The 19316-nt window shown below is 41.9% G+C and carries 13 protein-coding genes; 7 read left to right on the forward strand and 6 right to left on the reverse strand.

Translation table 11 applies throughout. The features are described 5' to 3' along the window. Positions 1 to 53 precede the first annotated feature (53 nt). On the forward strand, positions 54 to 2528 hold the full coding sequence (locus GTQ43_RS27500) for an S-layer family protein (protein WP_265275845.1): 2475 nt from the start codon (positions 54 to 56) through the stop codon (positions 2526 to 2528). Positions 2529 to 2754: 226 nt separating this feature from the next. On the opposite strand, the gene GTQ43_RS27505 is transcribed toward GTQ43_RS27500, so the two are convergent. Further along, positions 2755 to 3786 carry a hypothetical protein gene (locus GTQ43_RS27505; RefSeq protein WP_265275846.1) on the reverse strand — a complete coding sequence of 344 codons (1032 nt, stop codon included), beginning with the start codon at positions 3784 to 3786 and terminating at the stop codon, positions 2755 to 2757. A 337-nt stretch (positions 3787 to 4123) separates the two neighbouring features. Between GTQ43_RS27505 and moaA the strand changes: the two genes are divergently transcribed. Beyond that, on the forward strand, positions 4124 to 5110 hold the full coding sequence (moaA, locus tag GTQ43_RS27510; protein ID WP_265275847.1) for a GTP 3',8-cyclase MoaA: 987 nt from the start codon (positions 4124 to 4126) through the stop codon (positions 5108 to 5110). 73 nt (positions 5111 to 5183) lie between these two features. Here moaA and rpsD read toward each other — a convergent pair whose 3' ends face one another. Further along, positions 5184 to 5792: a 30S ribosomal protein S4 gene (rpsD, locus tag GTQ43_RS27515; RefSeq protein ID WP_069071263.1), complete on the reverse strand. Its 609-nt coding sequence runs from the start codon at positions 5790 to 5792 to the stop codon at positions 5184 to 5186. Positions 5793 to 6255: 463 nt separating this feature from the next. Between rpsD and GTQ43_RS27520 the strand changes: the two genes are divergently transcribed. Next, on the forward strand, positions 6256 to 6894 hold the full coding sequence (locus GTQ43_RS27520; protein WP_265275848.1) for a hypothetical protein: 639 nt from the start codon (positions 6256 to 6258) through the stop codon (positions 6892 to 6894). A 372-nt stretch (positions 6895 to 7266) separates the two neighbouring features. Here GTQ43_RS27520 and GTQ43_RS27525 read toward each other — a convergent pair whose 3' ends face one another. From GTQ43_RS27525 to GTQ43_RS27540, 4 genes are all read right to left on the reverse strand, one after another. Beyond that, a complete protein-coding gene (locus GTQ43_RS27525) occupies positions 7267 to 8667 on the reverse strand; it encodes a hypothetical protein (protein ID WP_265275849.1) in 1401 nt (466 codons plus the stop codon). Positions 8668 to 9005: 338 nt separating this feature from the next. Then, positions 9006 to 10676 carry a phosphatidylglycerol lysyltransferase domain-containing protein gene (locus GTQ43_RS27530; protein ID WP_265275850.1) on the reverse strand — a complete coding sequence of 557 codons (1671 nt, stop codon included), beginning with the start codon at positions 10674 to 10676 and terminating at the stop codon, positions 9006 to 9008. A 365-nt stretch (positions 10677 to 11041) separates the two neighbouring features. Next, positions 11042 to 11950, reverse strand: coding sequence for an alpha/beta hydrolase (locus tag GTQ43_RS27535; protein ID WP_265275851.1), 909 nt, complete (start codon positions 11948 to 11950; stop codon positions 11042 to 11044). A gap of 138 nt (positions 11951 to 12088) precedes the next feature. Next, positions 12089 to 13069 carry an alpha/beta hydrolase gene (locus GTQ43_RS27540; RefSeq protein ID WP_265275852.1) on the reverse strand — a complete coding sequence of 327 codons (981 nt, stop codon included), beginning with the start codon at positions 13067 to 13069 and terminating at the stop codon, positions 12089 to 12091. A gap of 491 nt (positions 13070 to 13560) precedes the next feature. On the opposite strand from GTQ43_RS27540, the gene GTQ43_RS27545 reads away from it, so the two are divergent. The 4 genes from GTQ43_RS27545 to GTQ43_RS27560 all read left to right on the forward strand — a co-directional run bounded on the left by GTQ43_RS27545 (position 13561) and on the right by GTQ43_RS27560 (position 19217). Beyond that, positions 13561 to 14493, forward strand: coding sequence for a lysylphosphatidylglycerol synthase domain-containing protein (locus tag GTQ43_RS27545; protein WP_265275853.1), 933 nt, complete (start codon positions 13561 to 13563; stop codon positions 14491 to 14493). 420 nt (positions 14494 to 14913) lie between these two features. Then, positions 14914 to 15303 (forward strand): agenet domain-containing protein, encoded by a 390-nt coding sequence (locus GTQ43_RS27550; protein WP_265275854.1) that lies wholly within the window; start codon positions 14914 to 14916, stop codon positions 15301 to 15303. A gap of 992 nt (positions 15304 to 16295) precedes the next feature. Next, positions 16296 to 16685, forward strand: coding sequence for a hypothetical protein (locus GTQ43_RS27555; RefSeq protein ID WP_265275855.1), 390 nt, complete (start codon positions 16296 to 16298; stop codon positions 16683 to 16685). 78 nt (positions 16686 to 16763) lie between these two features. Further along, a complete protein-coding gene (locus GTQ43_RS27560) occupies positions 16764 to 19217 on the forward strand; it encodes a tetratricopeptide repeat protein (RefSeq protein WP_265275856.1) in 2454 nt (817 codons plus the stop codon). Positions 19218 to 19316: the final 99 nt, after the last annotated feature.

Raw genomic sequence — 19316 nt, forward strand, 5'->3', positions numbered from 1 at the left:
AATCAGTCAGTATTTCACTACTTAACCATTCTTTATAAGGTGCAAATTTTGTTATGACTCTAAAGAGCAAGGTTTGGTGCTGGCAGTTAAGTCTAATAAGTTTTTTAGCAATTACTGGAACATTCACCTTATCTGAGTATTGTGCCTTGGCGCAGATTAAAGAGGATCAAACTCTCGGTAGTAACAATTCAATCGTTACAGGCAAACTGAGTAATGGTCAACAGACTATTCAGATCGATGGTGGGGCAATTCACGGTAAAAACTTGTTCCATAGTTTTGAACAGTTTTCTGTTCTCACTGGCAATACAGCCTACTTTAATAATGCAGTAAATATTGAAAATATCATCACTCGCGTAACGGGCAAGTCCATTTCTAATATTAATGGCACACTTAAAGCTAATGGTACAGCCAACCTCTTTCTAATTAATCCCAACGGGATTATTTTTGGCCCCAATGCTTCTTTAAACATTGGTGGTTCATTTGTGGCAAGTACGGCGAGTAGTCTGAACTTTGCAGATGGTACTAAATTTAGCGCTACAGATCCCCAAACTACAACCCTTCTGACAGTCAGTGTTCCCATTGGCTTACAATTTGGAGCTACATCAGAAACCATCCGCAATCAATCCCAAGCAAGTCCAGGTGGCGCAATCAATAACCTACAAGCGCCTGTTGGTCTACAGGTACTGTCAGGTAAAACCTTGGCACTTGTCGGTGGCAATGTTGTGCTGGAGGGAGGAGATTTAACAGCAAAGGGAGGACAAATAGAGCTAGGAAGTGTTGCTGTTAATAGTCTAGTTAAAATGAACCAAACAGACCAAGGTTGGGACTTGGGATACGAAAATGTCAAGAATTTTCAGGACATCCAACTAATTTCGCGAACTGAAATTCCTTCTTATGTAGATGTCGGTGGCGAAGGTGGAGGTAATATCCTGGTACAAGGTAGACGCGTACTCATAACTGGTTCTTCACAGATTTTGGCTAATAGCCTAAGCAAGCAACTAGCAGCAAATTTGACCGTTAATGCCTCCGATACTGTAGAGTTAATCGGTGGTATTCCTTTGAAGGTTGGGAGCGATCGTACAGGAGGTGCTGGAAACTTAACGATCAACACTAGCAAGTTGATTCTCAGCAAGGGAGCACAAGTGTTACTTGATACTTCTCTCTCTAATTCGTTGGGACAATTGACTGTGAACGCCTCAGATTCTGTAGAACTAATCGGTGGTTCCGACTTTCCACCCTCCTCTTTTTTCCCAAATGGTATTTTTATACCTAGCGGATTGTTTAGCGCAACTTATGATGTGGGAAATGCTGGTAACATCACGATTAATACTCAGAGGTTAAGTATCCAGGGAGGGGCACAGGTGTCAACAAAGTCTGACGGACAAGTTATATTTGCTGATAACCAATATCAATTTAAACCCGCTACAGGAAATGGAGGGAATTTGACTGTGAACGCCTCCAAGTCCATAGAATTAACTGGAGCTTCACCAAATGGTACTAAGCTCAGTAACTTATCTGCTTCAACTACTGGTTCTGGATCTGCTGGAAATTTAGATATCACAACTGGGTTATTGATTATTCGCAATGGGGCTGCAATAAATGTGAGCAGTGAAGCTCAAAAGGATATCAATTATCAACCGGGTGTAACCAATTTAGGGAAAGCAGGTGAACTCAATATAACCACTCATTCCATACTTATGGATCAAGGAACACTTACATCTAATAGTGAGTCAGGAAAGGGCGGGAATATTGCCTTACAGGTGCAGGATTTATTACTGATGCGTCGCAACAGTAAAATATCCACTAACGCCAGGGGTGACGGAGATGGCGGCAATATCACTATCAAAGCACCTAATGGCTTCCTTGTGGCTACTCCCTTCGGAAATAACGATATCACCGCCAACGGCTTCTTTGGCTCTGGTGGTAAAATCACAATCACCGCTAAGAGCATCTTTGGTTTTGTGCCCCGCACCCGTGCAGACGTAGAGAGACTTGACCCAAAAGAAGTTAACCCGAATAACCTGCCAACAAGTGACATCACCGCATTTTCTCAGCAAAACCCTTCATTAAATGGCACTGTCCAAATCAACTCACCAGATGCTGACCCCAGTAAAAGATTAGTGGAATTGCCCGTAAATCCGGTTGATGCTTCCCAGCAAATTGCTGCTGGTTGTGGTTCTGGTGGAAAAATAGCCAGGAGTTCATTTATTGCTACTGGACGTGGTGGACTAATGGCCGATCCCACGCAGCCATTGATAGCTGATGATGCAGTGCTGGCAGATTGGATCGCATTAGAGCCAGAGAGTAAAAATCATGCTAACGGTATTCAGAAAAGAGTAGTTGCTCAGGCGCAGCAAAATATAGAAGAAAAATCACAGAAGGTTAATTCTGTCAATGAACCTACTCAAATTGTCGAAGCCCAAGGATGGGTAATTGATGCTAACGGGAACGTGGTTCTGGTTGCTCAAGTACCCACTGCGTCGCCTCATAATTTGTCACTCACCGCGACATCATGCGCTGCTCATTAGAATTTGAGATATGGCAGTTTTCCTACGGATGAGTAGAGCAACCAGGGCAATAGAATGATGCCTCCGGTGCGCGGCTTGGGCAACGCGGCTATACAAACAAAGTTCGCCTTTCCTACGGAACGCTACGCGAACGCGGACTAAGAAAAAATTGGGTTTTTGAAACCCACGGAGGTGGTTTTTGTCTGTGTAAACGCGGTTGCTAACCGCCCTTTTAACTCCTAATTCCCTAACTTGTCTCCTGAATTTGCAAACGAACAGTGTGTTCAGTCGCACCACTAAGTTGCAATTCCATAATTTCACCACCTAGAGGTTCTAAGCAAGTGAGGAGCGATCGCAAGTTGGGTGTACTTGCGCCAGTATCTACATATAATCGATCCGCCAAATTACCAATCCGTTTCCAAGTCATGTAGAGTTTAGCGATCGTTTGTTCAATCTGAGATGCTTGATTGACCAAATCAGCAGCTATGCTCAAACAGCCGACTCTTTGCGCCTCTTCTAAGGCTGTTTCAATATCAATATTTTCCTGCGTTAGCGCCTGAACTTGAGCCGCCCCTTTGAGATATTTGGCCAAGTTACGCGCTTCGGTAGTTACCTGTTTCAGGGTATCTACATCAGGATTGGCAGCAATTTCCTTCTGGATAAATTTTTGATGCGATTCTGGCAGTTTTTCCATTTCCTTCACCAGTGGGGCAATGTAGCGCGGGGGAAGGGTATTATCTGCGGCTTTTTCCTTGACTGATTCGGGTAATAAATCCGAGGACATAGCTGTCCATTCATCGCTGAGTTGACGCACTTCGCGCCTGGTGATGCGATCGCCTTTTTGGGCAGCTTCACTCACCATCTGTTGCACTTCTGGCGATGCTTTGGAGGTTTCAACAAAGGCCCGTTTACTGAAGTTATTCACAGAACCGGGATCGAGTTTACCGTCTTCAATTAGAGTATCGGCACTATTAGCCAGTTGAATCCAGGCATAAGCTTGACTTTTACTGATTTCCCGCTCTTTTAGCCATCGCAGAAAGCCAGTACCGCGCCCGTCACCGCCGACTTTTTCTCTGTCGCGGATCGCGCGTAAAATTCGCCCCCGCCAGATTTCGGTTTGCAAATCAAAGCGATCGCACACCTGCCAAGCTATTTCTAGCTGCTGTTGAAAATCTGACTCTAGAATCTGTTCATCTTCTGGATCGGGCAGTTCAAAGCTGATATCGGCTGGCTGCTGTAAAGCAGCAGCAAGGTCGTTGATGGAGTCGGTGTCTTGCACGATTGAGACTAACTAGGTGGATGCGATCGGCTTATTATGCCACAATCTGCGGACTCTCACTTAAGGGAGAGTACGGTATTTTGAGTTACAACAAATATAGTAGGAGGGGTAAACCGCCTCTGTGACTCAATTTGGGATTTTAGATTTTGCATTAAGCTATGTGGCATTAATGCATTGGCTTTCGAGCAAGAATTTTAGATTGGTTTTTGCGTTCAAATTCCCTTACTCTGAAACCTTTTTAAATTTTTGGTTGTGAATTATTGAATCCAAAATCCCTAATTTAAAATCTAAAATTCTGGGAAGTCTTTAATTAATTAGAGAGAATAAAAATAAAACGATGAACCAGGTAGACTACCTCCGCATTAGCTTAATCGATCGCTGCAACTTTCGTTGTCAATACTGTATGCCAGAGGGAGTAGAACTGGATTATATTCTCAAGCAACAGTTATTGACTGATGAGGAACTACTCAGCTTAATTCAAGAAGTATTTATTCCAGTAGGCTTTACCCGATTTCGTTTGACTGGCGGTGAACCATTATTACGTCCGCGGGTGGTGGATTTGGTCAGCGCGATCGCAACTTTACCCCAAACTCAAGACCTCTCAATGACTACCAACGGGTTTTTGCTGGCTCCGATGGCACAAAACCTCTACAATGCAGGTCTGCGAAGAATTAATATTAGTCTGGATTCTCTCGATCCCGATATTTTCGATCAAATTATTGGTAATCAGGGACGTTCTCGTTGGCAACAAGTTTGGCAGGGGATTCAAGCTGCCCATCACGTCGGATTCGACCCTTTGAAACTTAATGTGGTGGTGATTCCTGGCGTTAATGACCACGAAATTCTAGATTTAGCTGCCCTGACAATTGATAAACAGTGGCACGTTCGATTTATCGAATTTATGCCCATTGGTAATGTACATTTATTTGGCGATCGCGGTTGGGTTTCTTCAGCCAATTTACGAGAACGGATTCGCGATCGCTGGGGCTTGACAGAATCACAAGTTCGTGGTGCTGGCCCTGCTGATGTCTTTCAAATTCCTGGTGCGAAGGGGACACTAGGATTTATTAGTCAAATGTCAGAATGTTTTTGCGATCGTTGTAACCGGATGCGCCTAAGTGCAGATGGCTGGCTGCGTCCCTGTTTATTAAATGAAACTGGTCAAATAGATTTAAAAACTGCTCTGCGTTCTGGTGTTAGCACCACTCAATTACAAGAGCAAGTCAGGCATTTACTGCAAATAAAGCCAGAAATTAACTTTAAAGGGCGCGATTCTGGCGTTACGGGTACATATAGCCGCACCATGTCACAAATTGGCGGGTGAAAATAGTTATGAGTTAAAAGTGAGGAGTTAGGAATTATCGTCTTTCAACTCATAACTCATAACTCCTAACTCCTTACGCTTGTCGTGAGTAGTATTCCACCACAAGTAGTTCATTAACTTGTAGTGCCACCCATTCGCGTTCAATAACGCTGTTGACTTTACCAACCAACTTATTTTTGTCAAACTCCAAATGACTGGGGAGGTTGGCCAAACCGGGATATTGCAAGTTAGCTTCCACCAACTTCCGTGATTGTGCCCGATCTCTGACTGCAATTGTTTCACCAGGACGGCATTGATAGCTGGCAATATTCACCACACGACCGTTAACAGTTACGTGACCGTGGTTTACCAGTTGACGCGCTGCGGGGATAGTCGGGGCTATACCCAAGCGGAAAACGGTATTATCCAACCGCATTTCTAGCAATTGCAACAGCACTTGTCCGGTAGAACCGGTAACACGTCTAGCTTTCCGCACATAGCGGAGCAATTGTTTTTCAGTCAAACCGTAGTTGAAGCGCAGCTTTTGCTTTTCTTCTAAACGGATGGCATATTCAGAGCGTTTTTTACGGTTCTGACCATGCTGACCAGGTGGGTAAGCGCGTCTGGCGCTTTTACGAGTCAATCCTGGGAGGTCGCCTAAGCGACGGACAATTCTGAGGCGGGGCCCTCTATATCGGGACATGAGTTTCCTTAATCTAATCCTGTTTAAACTTTACCCAAACGTTCCATTTTGACATTCCCCCGATCCAAAAATTAGGGGATTCTTGGTTTTTTGAGGCTACTTGCTTTGGTATGACGTATCCTACCAAAATAGAGGCATCAAATTTTTCGCCAGTTGCTTTAAGCCGATAGAGCCAACACACTAGCTTCCAAGCCTGAATTCCGACCTGTCACGCCGTACTCGTGCCAATAAGTTTTTTGTGTTTATTTAGTTTCGTAGGCTACTCAATCATCAGATTGGTTTACGCAGTATTCTTACTCTGAAATACTTTTTGCGTTGCCTACTTATCTTTCAAACAGTTATATTAACACATTTTCCGGCATAATTAATTATGTCTATACCTTGCTCGTGCTGAAATTCTGTAATTGCAGAGGATTTTTTAAATATTTGAGTTAGCATAACTTTGGGTGTTTGGAGAATGGCAATGTTAATGAGCAATAAAGCGGTTAATAGAGGTAAGAACAAACAAGCCAGTTCCACCTCCAGAAGTTTAGTAGTACCAGTTTTGGCTATAGCTGGATGGTTGACAACGATCTTACCCAATCCAGCGATCGCTGCTTCCTACAGCAATGATTATAGTGTCTGTGCGGGTCGCCTCCTAAAAGTGGGTGTAACGGCAGAAGCAGCTTCACTTGGTTGTGCAGCAGCACTGCGTCCAAAGGATTTGGCTGCTTGTGTGGTTAGCATCAAAAATAAGACCCAAATTGCTGCGACAGATGCACTTTATACTTGTGGGAAGGCGCGCCGTCCTGAAGAGTTAGCTACCTGTGTAGTTGGTGTTAGCTTAAGTACTAAGGAAGAAGCTAATCCGGCAGTTTTAGATTACTGTGGACGTAGTTTGTTACCGGTGCGCTTTGGTCAGTGTGTAGTTGGCTTGCGTAGTCAAATAGACCTTCCCACTACCCAGGCGTTAGATACTTGTATCAGTGCTAGTGATAGTATTGTTGGCGCTTCATCTTCGTCTGCACCGTCAACGATAATTCCTGCGGGATCAAATCCAAGTAACGACACTATCCCATTTCCAACACAACCGATTGCTCCAGCACAGCCACGCACTAATTAAATTACCGTGCTTGGCAATTGACCTTATTTAGTGCTGAGTGCTGAGAATGAGTGGAGAATCTGAGTGCTTTACTCTAAGTTCTGCACTCAGCATTTTTAACCAGAACATCGCTTTTTCAATCAGGAGTCAGAATTAATTCTGACTCCTTAATTCTATTTCGATAAAAACTTGGCTGCACCCAACTTTTTTGCAATTAATCCAGATACGCAACCTCTCAAATAATTCTGGAATCTGTGAGTTGCAACTCTCACAAATCAAATCGGATTGCTATATCTACATAGGACTTACCCAAAATCGTCTCAAGAACCTGATTTGTCGTAGCGGTAATTCATGAATTACCGCTACTTCTTTTTACGTAAGTCCTGATACAATCTAATTGTCTACACATACAGAAATAAGTTTGCTGTAGTATTCAATTTTTGCATAGATGCTGATAATATTATCACCGACTGCAAAAAAAGTACCTTCTTGCTCATTTTTAGAAAATTGCAAATTTGGATATTTAGCAGCAGCTTCCTCAGCAGTCATGGCTTTTGCTTCTATTTGATATGGCAATAGTCCAATACAACCAATGTAGAATACCAAAGGAGATATCCGATCTTGATAGATATTCTCTATATGTTGTTCTAGCTGGGTATTCGCGGCTGTCAAAGCTACAACCATTTCCTCTTTGCTGATTTGCTTACCGGTTTGTTTATCCTGAAATAACTGCGCCAAACTATCAGCACCAACTTTCTTCAGAATATCTACAACTATACCATTTTGCTCAAGCCCAAGAAAATCATCAAAAATTGGTTTCATCAACTCATCAACTTTTGTAATCTTGGTGCGTGATGAGAGTAATCTGTGCCTTACAGCCAGATTATTGTTAAATACCATCTCAAAACTAGGCTTAATGATAATTTTTCCAGTGTTCTTGTCACAAAGACGATACATTCTATTCAAAAACTTGTTAGCAGAAGGTAACTTACTCAAGTTCAGAATATTTTGACTACCAATGTCGATTTTATAGCTCAATCTTGAGTCAAGAGTACCATTAGCAAGAGCTTCATGGATATCTGTATATTCGTTAGTAGTAGGAAAGTTGATGTAAGTATTCTTGGAAAGATAGTGCTTTTTAAACTCATCTAACTGTGGTGCTATAAATATATCTGATTCCTTTTTCAAGTGAGCAGAAATAATACTAGCAAGCACTTTAAGTTCTGCGAGTTGATTGAACAGTCCATCAATACTACTAAAACGACTATCAGAAGCAACAAGTGGCAAGTTATCTAGCTGGATGGAATATTCAGTATCGAAGTCAAAATAGTCTGCATCTAACACGCCTTTTTGCTTAAGCAAGTCAAAAGCTTTTTTCCTACTAATTTTGACTTGTAAGGATTTTATGTTGATCTTACCGTCACTTACAATCGTGTAATTATTAAAAGTATTGAGGTTATTTACCAGCAAACCTGCTACCTCAAGAGTGGGGGTTTTGTCTTCAGATTTGGCAAGCTTGACTTTCCGTTTAATCAGCATATTGATAGTAGCAGTATTGCGGTTAAACTGAAACTTGCCCATATCAACATACTCAGCATTATCTATATATTCTGTTCGTAACCAAGGTTGTAGGAGTTCCCCATTTTCATCTCTCACACCTTTAACCCGTTTGATACCTGTTCTTTGATAATTTTCTTGCAGATGGTTGATATTGACGATGATATTGTGGCGATATTCTGCAAGAATTTGGATGAGTTCTAGCAGAGAAATTTGATTATTTTTCATAGTTGTCATAATTCTCATTGCATCCTCTATAGTACAATTATACTATATAAATCCAAGTTGTGCAGGGGTAGTCCGTCGTAGACATTACCCCTGCATTGAAGTGTTTAGTCGCAATGATAGGTGTGTATGCAAAAATATTTATGTCATTACGAGCGGAATGAAATGTAGCAAAGCATAAGTCCTTCGGACACGCTTCGCGAACGCAAGGTCTTGGGATTGCTTCATTCCGCTTTGCTCCATTCGCAATGACAAATGTATATTTATTTTTGCATTACTACTTATTGTGTAATTGGTTGTCTTTTGACTCAGTACGCGCTAAATGCGCCGCTATGTATGTACAGCAATCATCATGCTCCGGGTTTGAAATAATCAAAAAGGCGATCGCCAGAATCAGCGCGAATCAATGCTACAACTACATCTGGTAAAGCAGCAAAACTGGGATAAACTAAATAACGTGGTTCCCAAGAGGGACGGAACTTCTCTTTGTAGGCGTGCAGTCCCTTGAAATTGTAGAAGCGATTCAAATGTCTGTAAAGATAGTGCAATACTTTCTCTAATCGGCGTGCTTCTGGGTTGTCTCCAACTCCCGCCAGTGCAGAAAGACCGAAATTAAAGCTGTCGTAACCACACTCTTTAAAATGCTGAAGCAGGGAAATAAATAGAAAGTCCATCGTCCCATTTTCTAGAGATGAACGATGTCGCATCATGTCAATGGTTGCTTCGTTAAGTTGGTACTCCCGAAGAATATTGGCAAAGGCGCTGATGTTACCTTCGGGAGTATGCACCACAGCAATCTCGCACTCTCGCAGATAAGCTTCGTCAAACCAACCCAAAGAAAATTGTTTTTCCGAACCTTGTACCATCTTTAGCCATTCATCACTCACAGGTTTGAGGAGGTGCAATAAATCATTGGTGATGGGTGGTTGGTAAAACTCGATTTGGTATCCTAGCTTAGTTAAACGATTGATTGATGGTCTAAAGTTTTTACCGGCTTTACCTTGTAAGGTAAAACTTTTCAAGTCAACGATCGCTTCTTCGCCAATCTTGAGTACCTTAAATCCCAATGACTTGTAAAGCGGAATATCATCGGGCAAAGTTTGATAAAAACCAGGATACCAGTCATTGCGCTGGCAAAACTGCTGGAAAGCAATAATTGTCTCCTTGCGGTCTTCAATCGGGCCGATGGGATCTCCTAATGCGATCGCACCCCTTCCTTTGGGAACATAAGCAATTACACTCTTACCAGTAGGACTAAAATAATAACTCTTGTCATTTAAGAGTGCGATCGCTGCTAAAGAAGAACATCCATATTGCTCGACAATTTCTCTAGCTCTTTTTCGCTCATTTGGCGTTGCTAGATTACGCCAAAACACAGGTTGCAATAGCATTATTATTGCATAAGTAATAGTAACTGCCGCAATAATATAGATAGAATTAGCAAAGAAATCTCCAAATTTTGTCTTGGGTTGCAGTCCCCAATTATCTTCTGTGAAGAACATCGCTAAAGTCTGAAGTATAGCTTCACGCCAATTAAAATTTTCCGAAAATTTGCCGTCTAACAAATAAAAGCCAATAGTTCCGTATGCTAGAGTAAATAGTAAAGCACCTATCAGCACTCTAACTCCCCGTGCAATTGAAGGACGGTCTGATCGCGCTGTGAAAAGATGGCGCATCAAGACTAATTGCACTAGCAAAACTCCAGAGAGGAGACTCTCTTCATAGTCCAGTCCCTTGAACAAGTGGCTGAAAATGGAAATCACTAGCAAGCTAGTGGTTAGTAACCAGGCTATTCTTTTTCGCCGTAATAAGTTAGTAGCAAGTGTAAGTAAAACAAACCCAGTTAGGGCTGCAAATATATGGCCGCTGAGACGAATTTCAAAAGGTAAAAATCCCTTCAACCAGTGATTTCGCCCATACAGGGTAGGTGTCACTGCTGACAACAAATTTACTACTCCGACTAAACCTGTAAGGAAAGCTACACTCCAAAGTCCAATCTGAGTTTTTAAATTATTAGTCATTAGTCTAAAAGTATTAATTAGAAGTTAGGAGAGACGCGATTCATCGCGTCTTTTAGGAGTGAAAAATATTGAAGAAGAAATCAGAATTCAGGAGTCATAATCTCCTAACTCCTGAATTCTGTTTTGAGAAATAAACCAGTTTTATCGGTTAGGTTCCTTATACATAAAAAAACTTTAATGTTTTGAATTTTATCCATAACACCTTAATTTTAATGCCTCATAGCAATTTTTTATTAAACTACACAATATCAGGCTTGGTAAGACTTGGGATTGAAGCCCATTGTTTTATGCAACTTCATTAGCTAATTGGTATTAGCAACAGAAGAGCAGTAAAACCTGAATTTTCAAATTTTAACTCCTAACCCCTAACTTTTAACTCCTAACTTTTTAAATTGTTCCCCTACGTAGGAAAGCGAATCTTTAAGATGCTTGTGGAAGTAGTTCCAGCCTACATTTGCACCAGACAAACCATGACCGCCTGGAAAGGCATAAAAGACGTGAGCAATGCCTAATTTATTTAAGGTTTCGTTGAAGGCTTTGGTAGAAGCAAGCAAATTAGTGTCGTTCAGACCTGCATCCAGGTAAACACGCAATTGCTTTCTATCTTCAGGTGGTAGCTGTTGCACGATTTGTTGGGGACTATTTTGTGAACCGCTATTATCGGTAAAGTAACCGCTATGGCTAAAGAGAATGTGGAAGTTGTTTAGATAGCGTAACCCAATATTAAATGCTCCCCATCCCCCAGAAGACAGACCTCCCAGCGCCCAAAACTGGGGTTCTTCTAAAGTGCGATAGCGTGACTTGACAACTTGCACTAATTCTGAGCCAATCAAAGTCCCTATTTTGCCATTGGGCCCATCAAAGTAATCGGGGTCGTATAAAGGACTGGAACCGCGATTATCATTACCATCAGGTGTAATCACAATCGATGGTGGTAATTTTCCACTTTGATAAAGTTCATGCAGTATGTCTAGGACTGCATATTTATCAGCATAAGCGCGGGCATCATCATGACCACCGTGTAGTAAGAAGATTACAGGATAGCGCTTTTGCTTATTTTTATAATAATTAGGCGGCAAAATCACACCGTAGTTGCGGACTGTACCCATCGCTTGGGAGTTGAAGGTGGCTAATTGAAGTTTTAGCCCAGTATCTGCCTTTTTTTTGGGTGGGTCTAGTTGGGGAGCGCCTAAGATGAATACATAATAATAACCAGCAGTAGTGAGGAGTGCGATCGCACCGACCAAACTAATTAAAAATTTAGAAATCTTCATATTTATTTAGGGTTGAAAAAAAATCACCTCCATTAGAACTTACTATAGTTAATCTGCTGAAAAATGGCAGCAGAGTTTTCCGCATTGATGTTTAAATATCAATGTTTAGCAAAATAGAATTATCTCTACTGGTAATTGCTAATAATTTTGAGTATTTTTATTATTAATCCCTAAATTAGTAGATGTGTGTTTATGTGCTATTTCAGCAGATTTAAATTGTTCGCCTACAAACGTCAAAGAATCAGCTAAATGTTCCCGCCAGTATTGCCAAGTATGACTACCAGGAAACTGACGAAACGAACTATAAACTTTGAGATTATTTAGTACTTTAGAAAAGTTTTTGGCTGCGTCGATTTCTTCAATATCTGATGTCCCAGAATCTAGGTAGATTCGCAACCTTTTTTTAGCTGGTGTGGGAATGCTTTTGATATAAGTTATTGGGCTATTTATCGGGCCACTTTTATCATAAAAATAACCACTATGACTAAATAAAATTGAGAAATGACTTAAGTTATGTAATCCCACATTCATTGCCCCCCAACCACCAGAAGATAAACCACCCATAGCCCAAAAATCTGGATTTGCCAGTGTCCGATAACGGCTTTGGACAACTTTTACTAACTCATTACCCACGGCTGTGGAGACTTTACCATTAGGGCCATCAATATATTGAGGATCCCAGTAAGGACTAGAGCCACGTTTATCATTGCCATCTGGTGTGATAATGATACTAGGTGGTAACTTACCTGTAGCATAAAGTTGTTCCACAGTCTTGAGAGCTTGTCCCTTGCCCTGAATAAACCAATCATTGGGTGTACCATGTCCGCCGTGAAGCAGAAAGATTACAGGATAGCTTTGTTTTGGGTGTTGCTCATAGCTAGGGGGTAAAGAAACGCCATAAGTGCGACTTGCACCCATTGCTTTACTCTCGTAGGTTTCAATTTTGTAGGTTAGGTGAGTAGGTGAGTCAACAGTATTAGACTGGGTTGGAGGTAGGGAAGGGGTTGTTGGTAAATCCTGTTGTTGGGGTGGGTTTGCTACGACATTTTGGGATAAATTACAGCCAACTAGAGTTAACACTGAAACTAGCAAAAGAATTTTTGATTGTTTGTAGTTCATTTTAAAGGGCATTGGGCAGTCGGTGCTGGCAGACATCAAGTTTATGCAAGTAATTTGTCAATGTTGTGTCAACAGGATGGAAACTTTACGACTTATTGTAAGTTAAAAGTGAAATTGACGATTTTTGATTTGTTCTGCCCATTAGGTACGAGGCATAAACTAGTACAGTGCGGCGGAAATAAACTACCCATTCCAAATCAATGAAACCCTCATGCTGTATTCGTTTTTAATTTTTAATTTTTAATTTTTAATTCCGCTCTGCGGTACTAGGCTGTTAACTTTGATGAAATTTAGGTTTTTTAGTTAATGCTATTTTTGTGTCATTGCGAGCGGAGTGAAGCAATCGCCTGGGATTGCAACGCTTTGCTCGCAATGACATATATTTTGCATGACTTTTTAACTGATAAAAAGGCAAAGAGTCAACAGCCTAGGCATAAGCTAAAAAAAATCTAAAATTGGCACAGTCAAGAGTTAGGATAAATTTATTCACGATGCTTAAAAAGCTACAACTCAATTTCAGTACACTGTTCGGCTTGTCGCTGCTGGTGCTTTCCGTGTGGGCGATCGCTAACGAACTGCAAGAGTATAATTATCGTGACATCCTCAACTCTTTAACTGCTATTCCCAAAAGTCGCTTAAGCTGGGCAATTTGGCTGACAGCCTTGGGCTATCTAGTGATGATTGGGTACGATATTTTGGGTTTTAGTTACATTAATCGTTCCCTAAGTTGGAACAAGATTGCTTTAACCAGCTTTATTAGCTCTGCCTTTAGTAATACTATCGGTTTTGCCTTATTGACTGGTAGTGCTATCCGTTATCGATTTTACTCCAGTTGGGGAGTGTCAGCAGTTGCGATCGCTCAAGTAATTGCTTTCGCTAATTTTACTTTTTGGTTGGGGATGTTTGCCGTTGCAGGTTGCTTATTCCTCATCAATCCCCTCAAAATTCCTACTCAACTACATTTACCTTTTGCCACTGTGCGTCCCATTGGGATAATTTTTCTGCTATTGGTTGCTGGTTATTTGGTAGGAAGTATTTTTATTAAGCAACCATTAATAATTCGGGGACAAGAATTTCGATTTCCTACTTTTAAGATATCCCTTGTCCAAATAGCAATTTCTGGTCTTGATTGGATTTTGGCAGCAGCAGTTCTTTATCCTCTGCTTCCCGGTAATATATCTTTGTCCTATCTGGACTTTTTGGGAATCTACTTACTAGCGATGTTTGCAGGTGTTGTTAGTAATGTCCCTGGTGGTTTGGGAGTATTTGAAACTGTAATTTTGCTGATTCTCTCATCTAAAATTTCGGCGGCAGCAATTTTAGGGTCAATGCTGGCTTATCGAGGAGTCTATTATTTTTTACCTTTGCTAGTAGCAGCTGGGTTATTAGGAATTTATGAAATTAGATTTAGAGCCAGTAAGTAAGTCAGCGTGAAAATTTCAATGTATGTCATTGCGAATGTAACGAAGTGGAATGAAGCATAAGTCCTTCGGACACGCTTCGCGAACACAAAGGTCTTGTAGATTTTACATTCTGTTACATGGTAAGGTCTATTTATACCGACTTACTTAATTTAAAAATATCAATAATAAACGCTGAAGTCCAGTTTCAGTATAACTACGAACAGTTAGATCCCCGACTTGTTTAAGAAGTCGGGGATCTAAGATTTTTGTTTATTTTAAATACGATATCTTCACAAATAGCGCATGAAAAGTCCTAATTTTTGCTGAGGCGATCGCTAATTCAACTCTATAACAATAGTAACAGTTAGTTGGAAGTTTTGAATTAGATTTCCATAAATCATCATCAAAGTTCCGTTTTACTATTTGAGGATAGAAAGAATCATGAAAAATAAAGTATTGTTTGGTGCTATATTTCTGACAACTTGGGTAGGAACATTAATTCCCGGTGCTTTAGCTGCCTCACCCTGTTCTGTAGGACAAAAGGCTGAGGTTCTTTGGAAGGAAAAATGGTATCCAGCAACGGTACTTAAGGTTAAGAATGATAATTGCTATATTACTTATGAAGGTTATAGTAGTTCCTGGAATGAATGGGTTGGCACTGAACGCTTTCGGGCATCATTTGGAGTTGGAGATGCAGTGAGAATTTTGTGGAAAGGGAAATGGTATAAAGGGCAGGTTTTAGAAGTTAATAACGATCTTTATAAAATTACTTATGATGGCTACGATAGCTCTTGGGATGAGTGGGTTGAACCTTCTAGAGTAAGTAGATAGAGAATATTTCGGTTTTATAAATTTAAGTTTAATACCAATTCTGTATGAAGATGCACATAATAATACCCCCCTGTAGTCCCCCCTTGGCAAGCTATGGTGTACACACAAGTCGAATCACCCCCCTTAATCCCCCCGATATATTGGGGGGAAACAAGAAATCTAGTTCCCTCCCCTTTATAAGGGGAGGGTTAGGGTGGGGTAAAGCCTCGGTTAATCAGCTATTTCAGACTTGTGTATACACCGTAGCCGATGCCTTGGGGGGACGGCGATAGCCGGGGGGTGAATTATATGCAGCTTCACAAATAAATGGTATAAGGGACGATTTCACTTGTTGGAGTCGTCCCTTAATTTTTGAGATGTCAATTCTGTTTGAGTTGTAAGGAGTGAACTACTCCGCCGTAAGACGGACGGAGCTTCCCAATTCATCGGGAACTGCCTCAAAAACTCCATAGTTCTATTGGTCTGACATTCCCTCCAAGGGCAGGAGTCCTGGTTCCCAAGACCCAAATCTTTTTCTTGCAACATATACCTATTAGCTTGGTTTTCGCTTATGGCATTGATGGTCAAGACCAAATAATTCTATCAGAAAATTCTGGCGATTCGTCATACATCTGATATTTGTTTTTGCAAGAGCAAAAACAAATATCAGATGCAATCCTTATCCCCCGCTCCCTATCCCCACCTTATGAGTACATTGAAGGTGGGGACTTCCGCGACACGTTAAGTACGTATGCAAAAAGATTTATGTCATTGCGAGCGGAATGAAATGTAGCGTTCGCGCAGCGTCTCTAAGAGTTGCAATCCCAAGACCTTGGGATTGCTTCATTCGCAATAACAGATGTATATTTAATTTTGCATTAATACTTATTGAATCGCCAAGCCGCCAAGAAAAGCAGGAAATAAGTTTACAAATTATTATTTGCTCTCCATGAATTATTGAGAGACTGTAGACTGAGAAGCATAAGGGTAATCTCGTATATTTTGGCAGAGTTATGGAGCCAGTATCACTGACAGCCGCTGCGATCGCAACTTTGGTAATCACCAAAGCCTTTGAAAAAACTGGTGAAATCTTGGGCGAAAACGTTTTAGAGCAAAGTGGTAAATTATTTTTACTGCTGAAGCGCAAAGCACCTAAGACGGCGAGTGCTATAGAACTGGCTCAAACACAACCGCTAAATTATGGACAAGCTTCTCTGGTTGAGCAGGTAGAAGAAGCAGCAAAAAAAGACCCTGAAATTGCTCAAGCTGTGGAAGCTATAGCGGATACTGTTAAATCTCAACCCTCTATTATTCAGAATTTTACGAACACAGTCGATAAAAATTATGGCGGGAATGTCGGGAATGTTGCTAATGACAACCGCAATCAAACTTTTAATTTCTGACTAAAGTCGTCCGAAGGGGAACGGGTAAAGTTAAATCCCCCGACTGGAACACCGCAAAATTTACCTCTGAGTGGGGTAGTGGAATTTGTTGGGCGTGAGGAAGAATTGCAAAAACTGCACCAACTTTTGCAGGATAATAAACAAGTAGCCATTGCTGCGATCGCTGGTATGGGTGGAGTTGGTAAAACAGAACTCGCCTTACAATATGCCATCAAACGCCGCGAAACATATAACGGTGGGCTTTGCTGGTTGCTAGCAAAAAATGGGGATGTGGGCATTCAAGTTGTGCAGTTTGCCAGAACGCAGCTTGATTTAAAGCCGCCAGAAGATTTTGATTTACTCGCCCAAGTGCAATATTGTTGGCGGCGTTGGCGTGAGGGTGATGTGCTGCTAGTGCTGGATGATGTCAGCGACTATGAGGAAGTCAAGCCTTATCTACCGTCGTCATCTTCTCGGTTTAAAGTGCTGATGACTACGCGCCAGAAGTTGGGACGCATGGCACAGTTATCTTTAGATGTGCTGCAACCAGAGGCGGCGCTGGAGTTATTAAAGTCTTTACTCAAAGAGACACCGGGGCGAATTGAAAAAGAATTAGCTTTAGCAAATCAGTTGTGTGAATGGCTGGGATATTTACCTTTGGGTGTGGAATTAGTAGGGCGCTATCTGGCGCGGAAACAGGATTTATCCCTAGCAGAAATGTTGCGGCGGTTGGAGAACAAGCGATTAGATGAGCGTTCCCTCTCTAAATCTAAGTCGGAAGCTGACATGACAGCACAACGAGGTGTGTTAGCCGCCTTTGAGTTGAGTTGGCAAGAATTAGAGGACAATGATAAGCAATTGGGTTGTTTATTGAGTTTATTTGCTGCCGCACCTATACATTGGAAGTTGGTGGAACAGTGTTTACCAGATGAAGATGCCGAAGATTTAGAGGAAATTAGAGACGATAGCTTGCTGAATTTGCATTTACTCCAGCGCAAAGGTGAGGGAGTTTATCAATTACATCCACTGCTGCGCGAGTTTTTCCAATACAAGTGTACAGGTTTAGATAAGGTAGAGGAATTTAAGCGATCGCTTTGTCGGGTAATGGTAGCAGTTGCTAAAGATATTCCTGAAGACCCTACCCTTAAGCAAATCACTGCTGTTTCCCCCGCCATATCTCATATAGCTGAAATAGCAAAGAATCTCATTCAATACATCAGCAATAATAATTTACTTTATCCTTTCGTTGGTAACGCTCGTTTTTACAGTGGTCAAGGGTTTTATGATAAAGCTTTACCTTGGTATCAGGATTGTCTAAAAGTTATCAAAGAACGCTTGGGAGAAGAACATCCATCTGTCGCCACTAGCCTCAACAACCTAGCGGGACTCTACGACTCCCAAGGCAGATACAGCGAAGCCGAACCCCTTTACATCCAAGCTTTAGCACTCAGGCGCAAGCTGCTGGGTGAAGAACATCAAGATGTCGGACAAAGCCTCAATAACCTAGCGTTACTCTACTACTCCCAAGGCAAATACAGCGAAGCTGAACCCCTTTACATCCAAGCTTTGGCACTCGCGCGTCAACTACTGGGTGATGAACATCGATTTGTCGCCACTAGCCTCAACAACCTAGCGGGACTCTACAACTCCCAAGGCAGATACAGCGAAGCCGAACCCCTTTACATCCAAGCTTTAGCACTCAGGCGCAAGCTGCTGGAAGAAGAACATCCATCTGTCGCCTCTAGCCTCAACAACCTAGCGCATCTCTACGGTTCCCAAGGGAGATACAGCGAAGCCGAACCCCTTTTAATCCAAGCTTTAGCACTCAGGCGCAAGCTGCTAGGAGAAGAACATCCAGATGTCGGACAAAGCCTCAACAACCTAGCGTATCTCTACAACTCCCAAGGGAGATACAGCGAAGCCGAACCCCTTTACATCCAAGCTTTAGCACTCTGGCGCAAGCTGTTGGGAGAAGAACATCCATCTGTCGCCCAAAGCCTCAACAACCTAGCGTTACTCTACGGTTCCCAAGGGAGATACAGCGAAGCCGAACCCCTTTACATCCAAGCTTTAGCACTCTGTCGCAAGCTGCTGGGAGAAGAACATCCAGATGTCGCCTCTAGCCTCAACAACCTAGCGTATCTCTACAACTCCCAAGGGAGATACAGCGAAGCCGAACCCCTTTACATCCAAGCTTTAGCACTCTGGCGCAAGCTGTTGGGAGAAGAACATCCATCTGTCGCCACTAGCCTCAACAACCTAGCGTTACTCTATAAATCCCAAGGCAGATACAGCGAAGCTGAACCCCTTTACATCCAAGCTTTAGCACTCAGGCGCAAGCTGCTGGGAGAAGAACATCCAGATGTCGCCCAAAGCCTCAACAACCTGGCGTTACTCTACAAATCCCAAGGCAAATACAGCGAAGCCGAACCCCTTTACATCCAAGCTTTGGATATTTGTGAGCGACGGTTAGGCGCAAATCATCCTAATACTGTTACTGTGCGTCAAAATTTAGCAGATTTGCGCGATCGCATCGCCTCAAATCAAGAATAGGCAAGTTTTGTGCAAAGCGTACCATGTTAAAAGTTAGATTTGCGATCGCCTAAACTCGGAGTTTCCTGTTCTAAACTCGGAGTTTTCTGTTCCAAACGA

The sequence above is a fragment of the Nostoc sp. KVJ3 genome (assembly GCF_026127265.1).
Taxonomy (GTDB): Bacteria; Cyanobacteriota; Cyanobacteriia; order Cyanobacteriales; family Nostocaceae; genus Nostoc.

Bases quoted from the DNA above. Each gene is read 5' to 3' on its own strand.
- GTQ43_RS27540 (WP_265275852.1), bottom strand. From the start codon at position 13,069: ATGAACTACAAACAATCAAAAATTCTTTTGCTAGTTTCAGTGTTAACT.
- rpsD (WP_069071263.1), bottom strand. From the start codon at position 5,792: ATGTCCCGATATAGAGGGCCCCGCCTCAGAATTGTCCGTCGCTTAGGC.
- GTQ43_RS27555 (WP_265275855.1), top strand. From the start codon at position 16,296: ATGGAGCCAGTATCACTGACAGCCGCTGCGATCGCAACTTTGGTAATC.
- GTQ43_RS27535 (WP_265275851.1), bottom strand. From the start codon at position 11,950: ATGAAGATTTCTAAATTTTTAATTAGTTTGGTCGGTGCGATCGCACTC.
- GTQ43_RS27520 (WP_265275848.1), top strand. From the start codon at position 6,256: ATGTTAATGAGCAATAAAGCGGTTAATAGAGGTAAGAACAAACAAGCC.
- GTQ43_RS27525 (WP_265275849.1), bottom strand. From the start codon at position 8,667: ATGACAACTATGAAAAATAATCAAATTTCTCTGCTAGAACTCATCCAA.
- GTQ43_RS27530 (WP_265275850.1), bottom strand. From the start codon at position 10,676: ATGACTAATAATTTAAAAACTCAGATTGGACTTTGGAGTGTAGCTTTC.
- GTQ43_RS27545 (WP_265275853.1), top strand. From the start codon at position 13,561: ATGCTTAAAAAGCTACAACTCAATTTCAGTACACTGTTCGGCTTGTCG.
- GTQ43_RS27550 (WP_265275854.1), top strand. From the start codon at position 14,914: ATGAAAAATAAAGTATTGTTTGGTGCTATATTTCTGACAACTTGGGTA.
- GTQ43_RS27500 (WP_265275845.1), top strand. From the start codon at position 54: ATGACTCTAAAGAGCAAGGTTTGGTGCTGGCAGTTAAGTCTAATAAGT.
- moaA (WP_265275847.1), top strand. From the start codon at position 4,124: ATGAACCAGGTAGACTACCTCCGCATTAGCTTAATCGATCGCTGCAAC.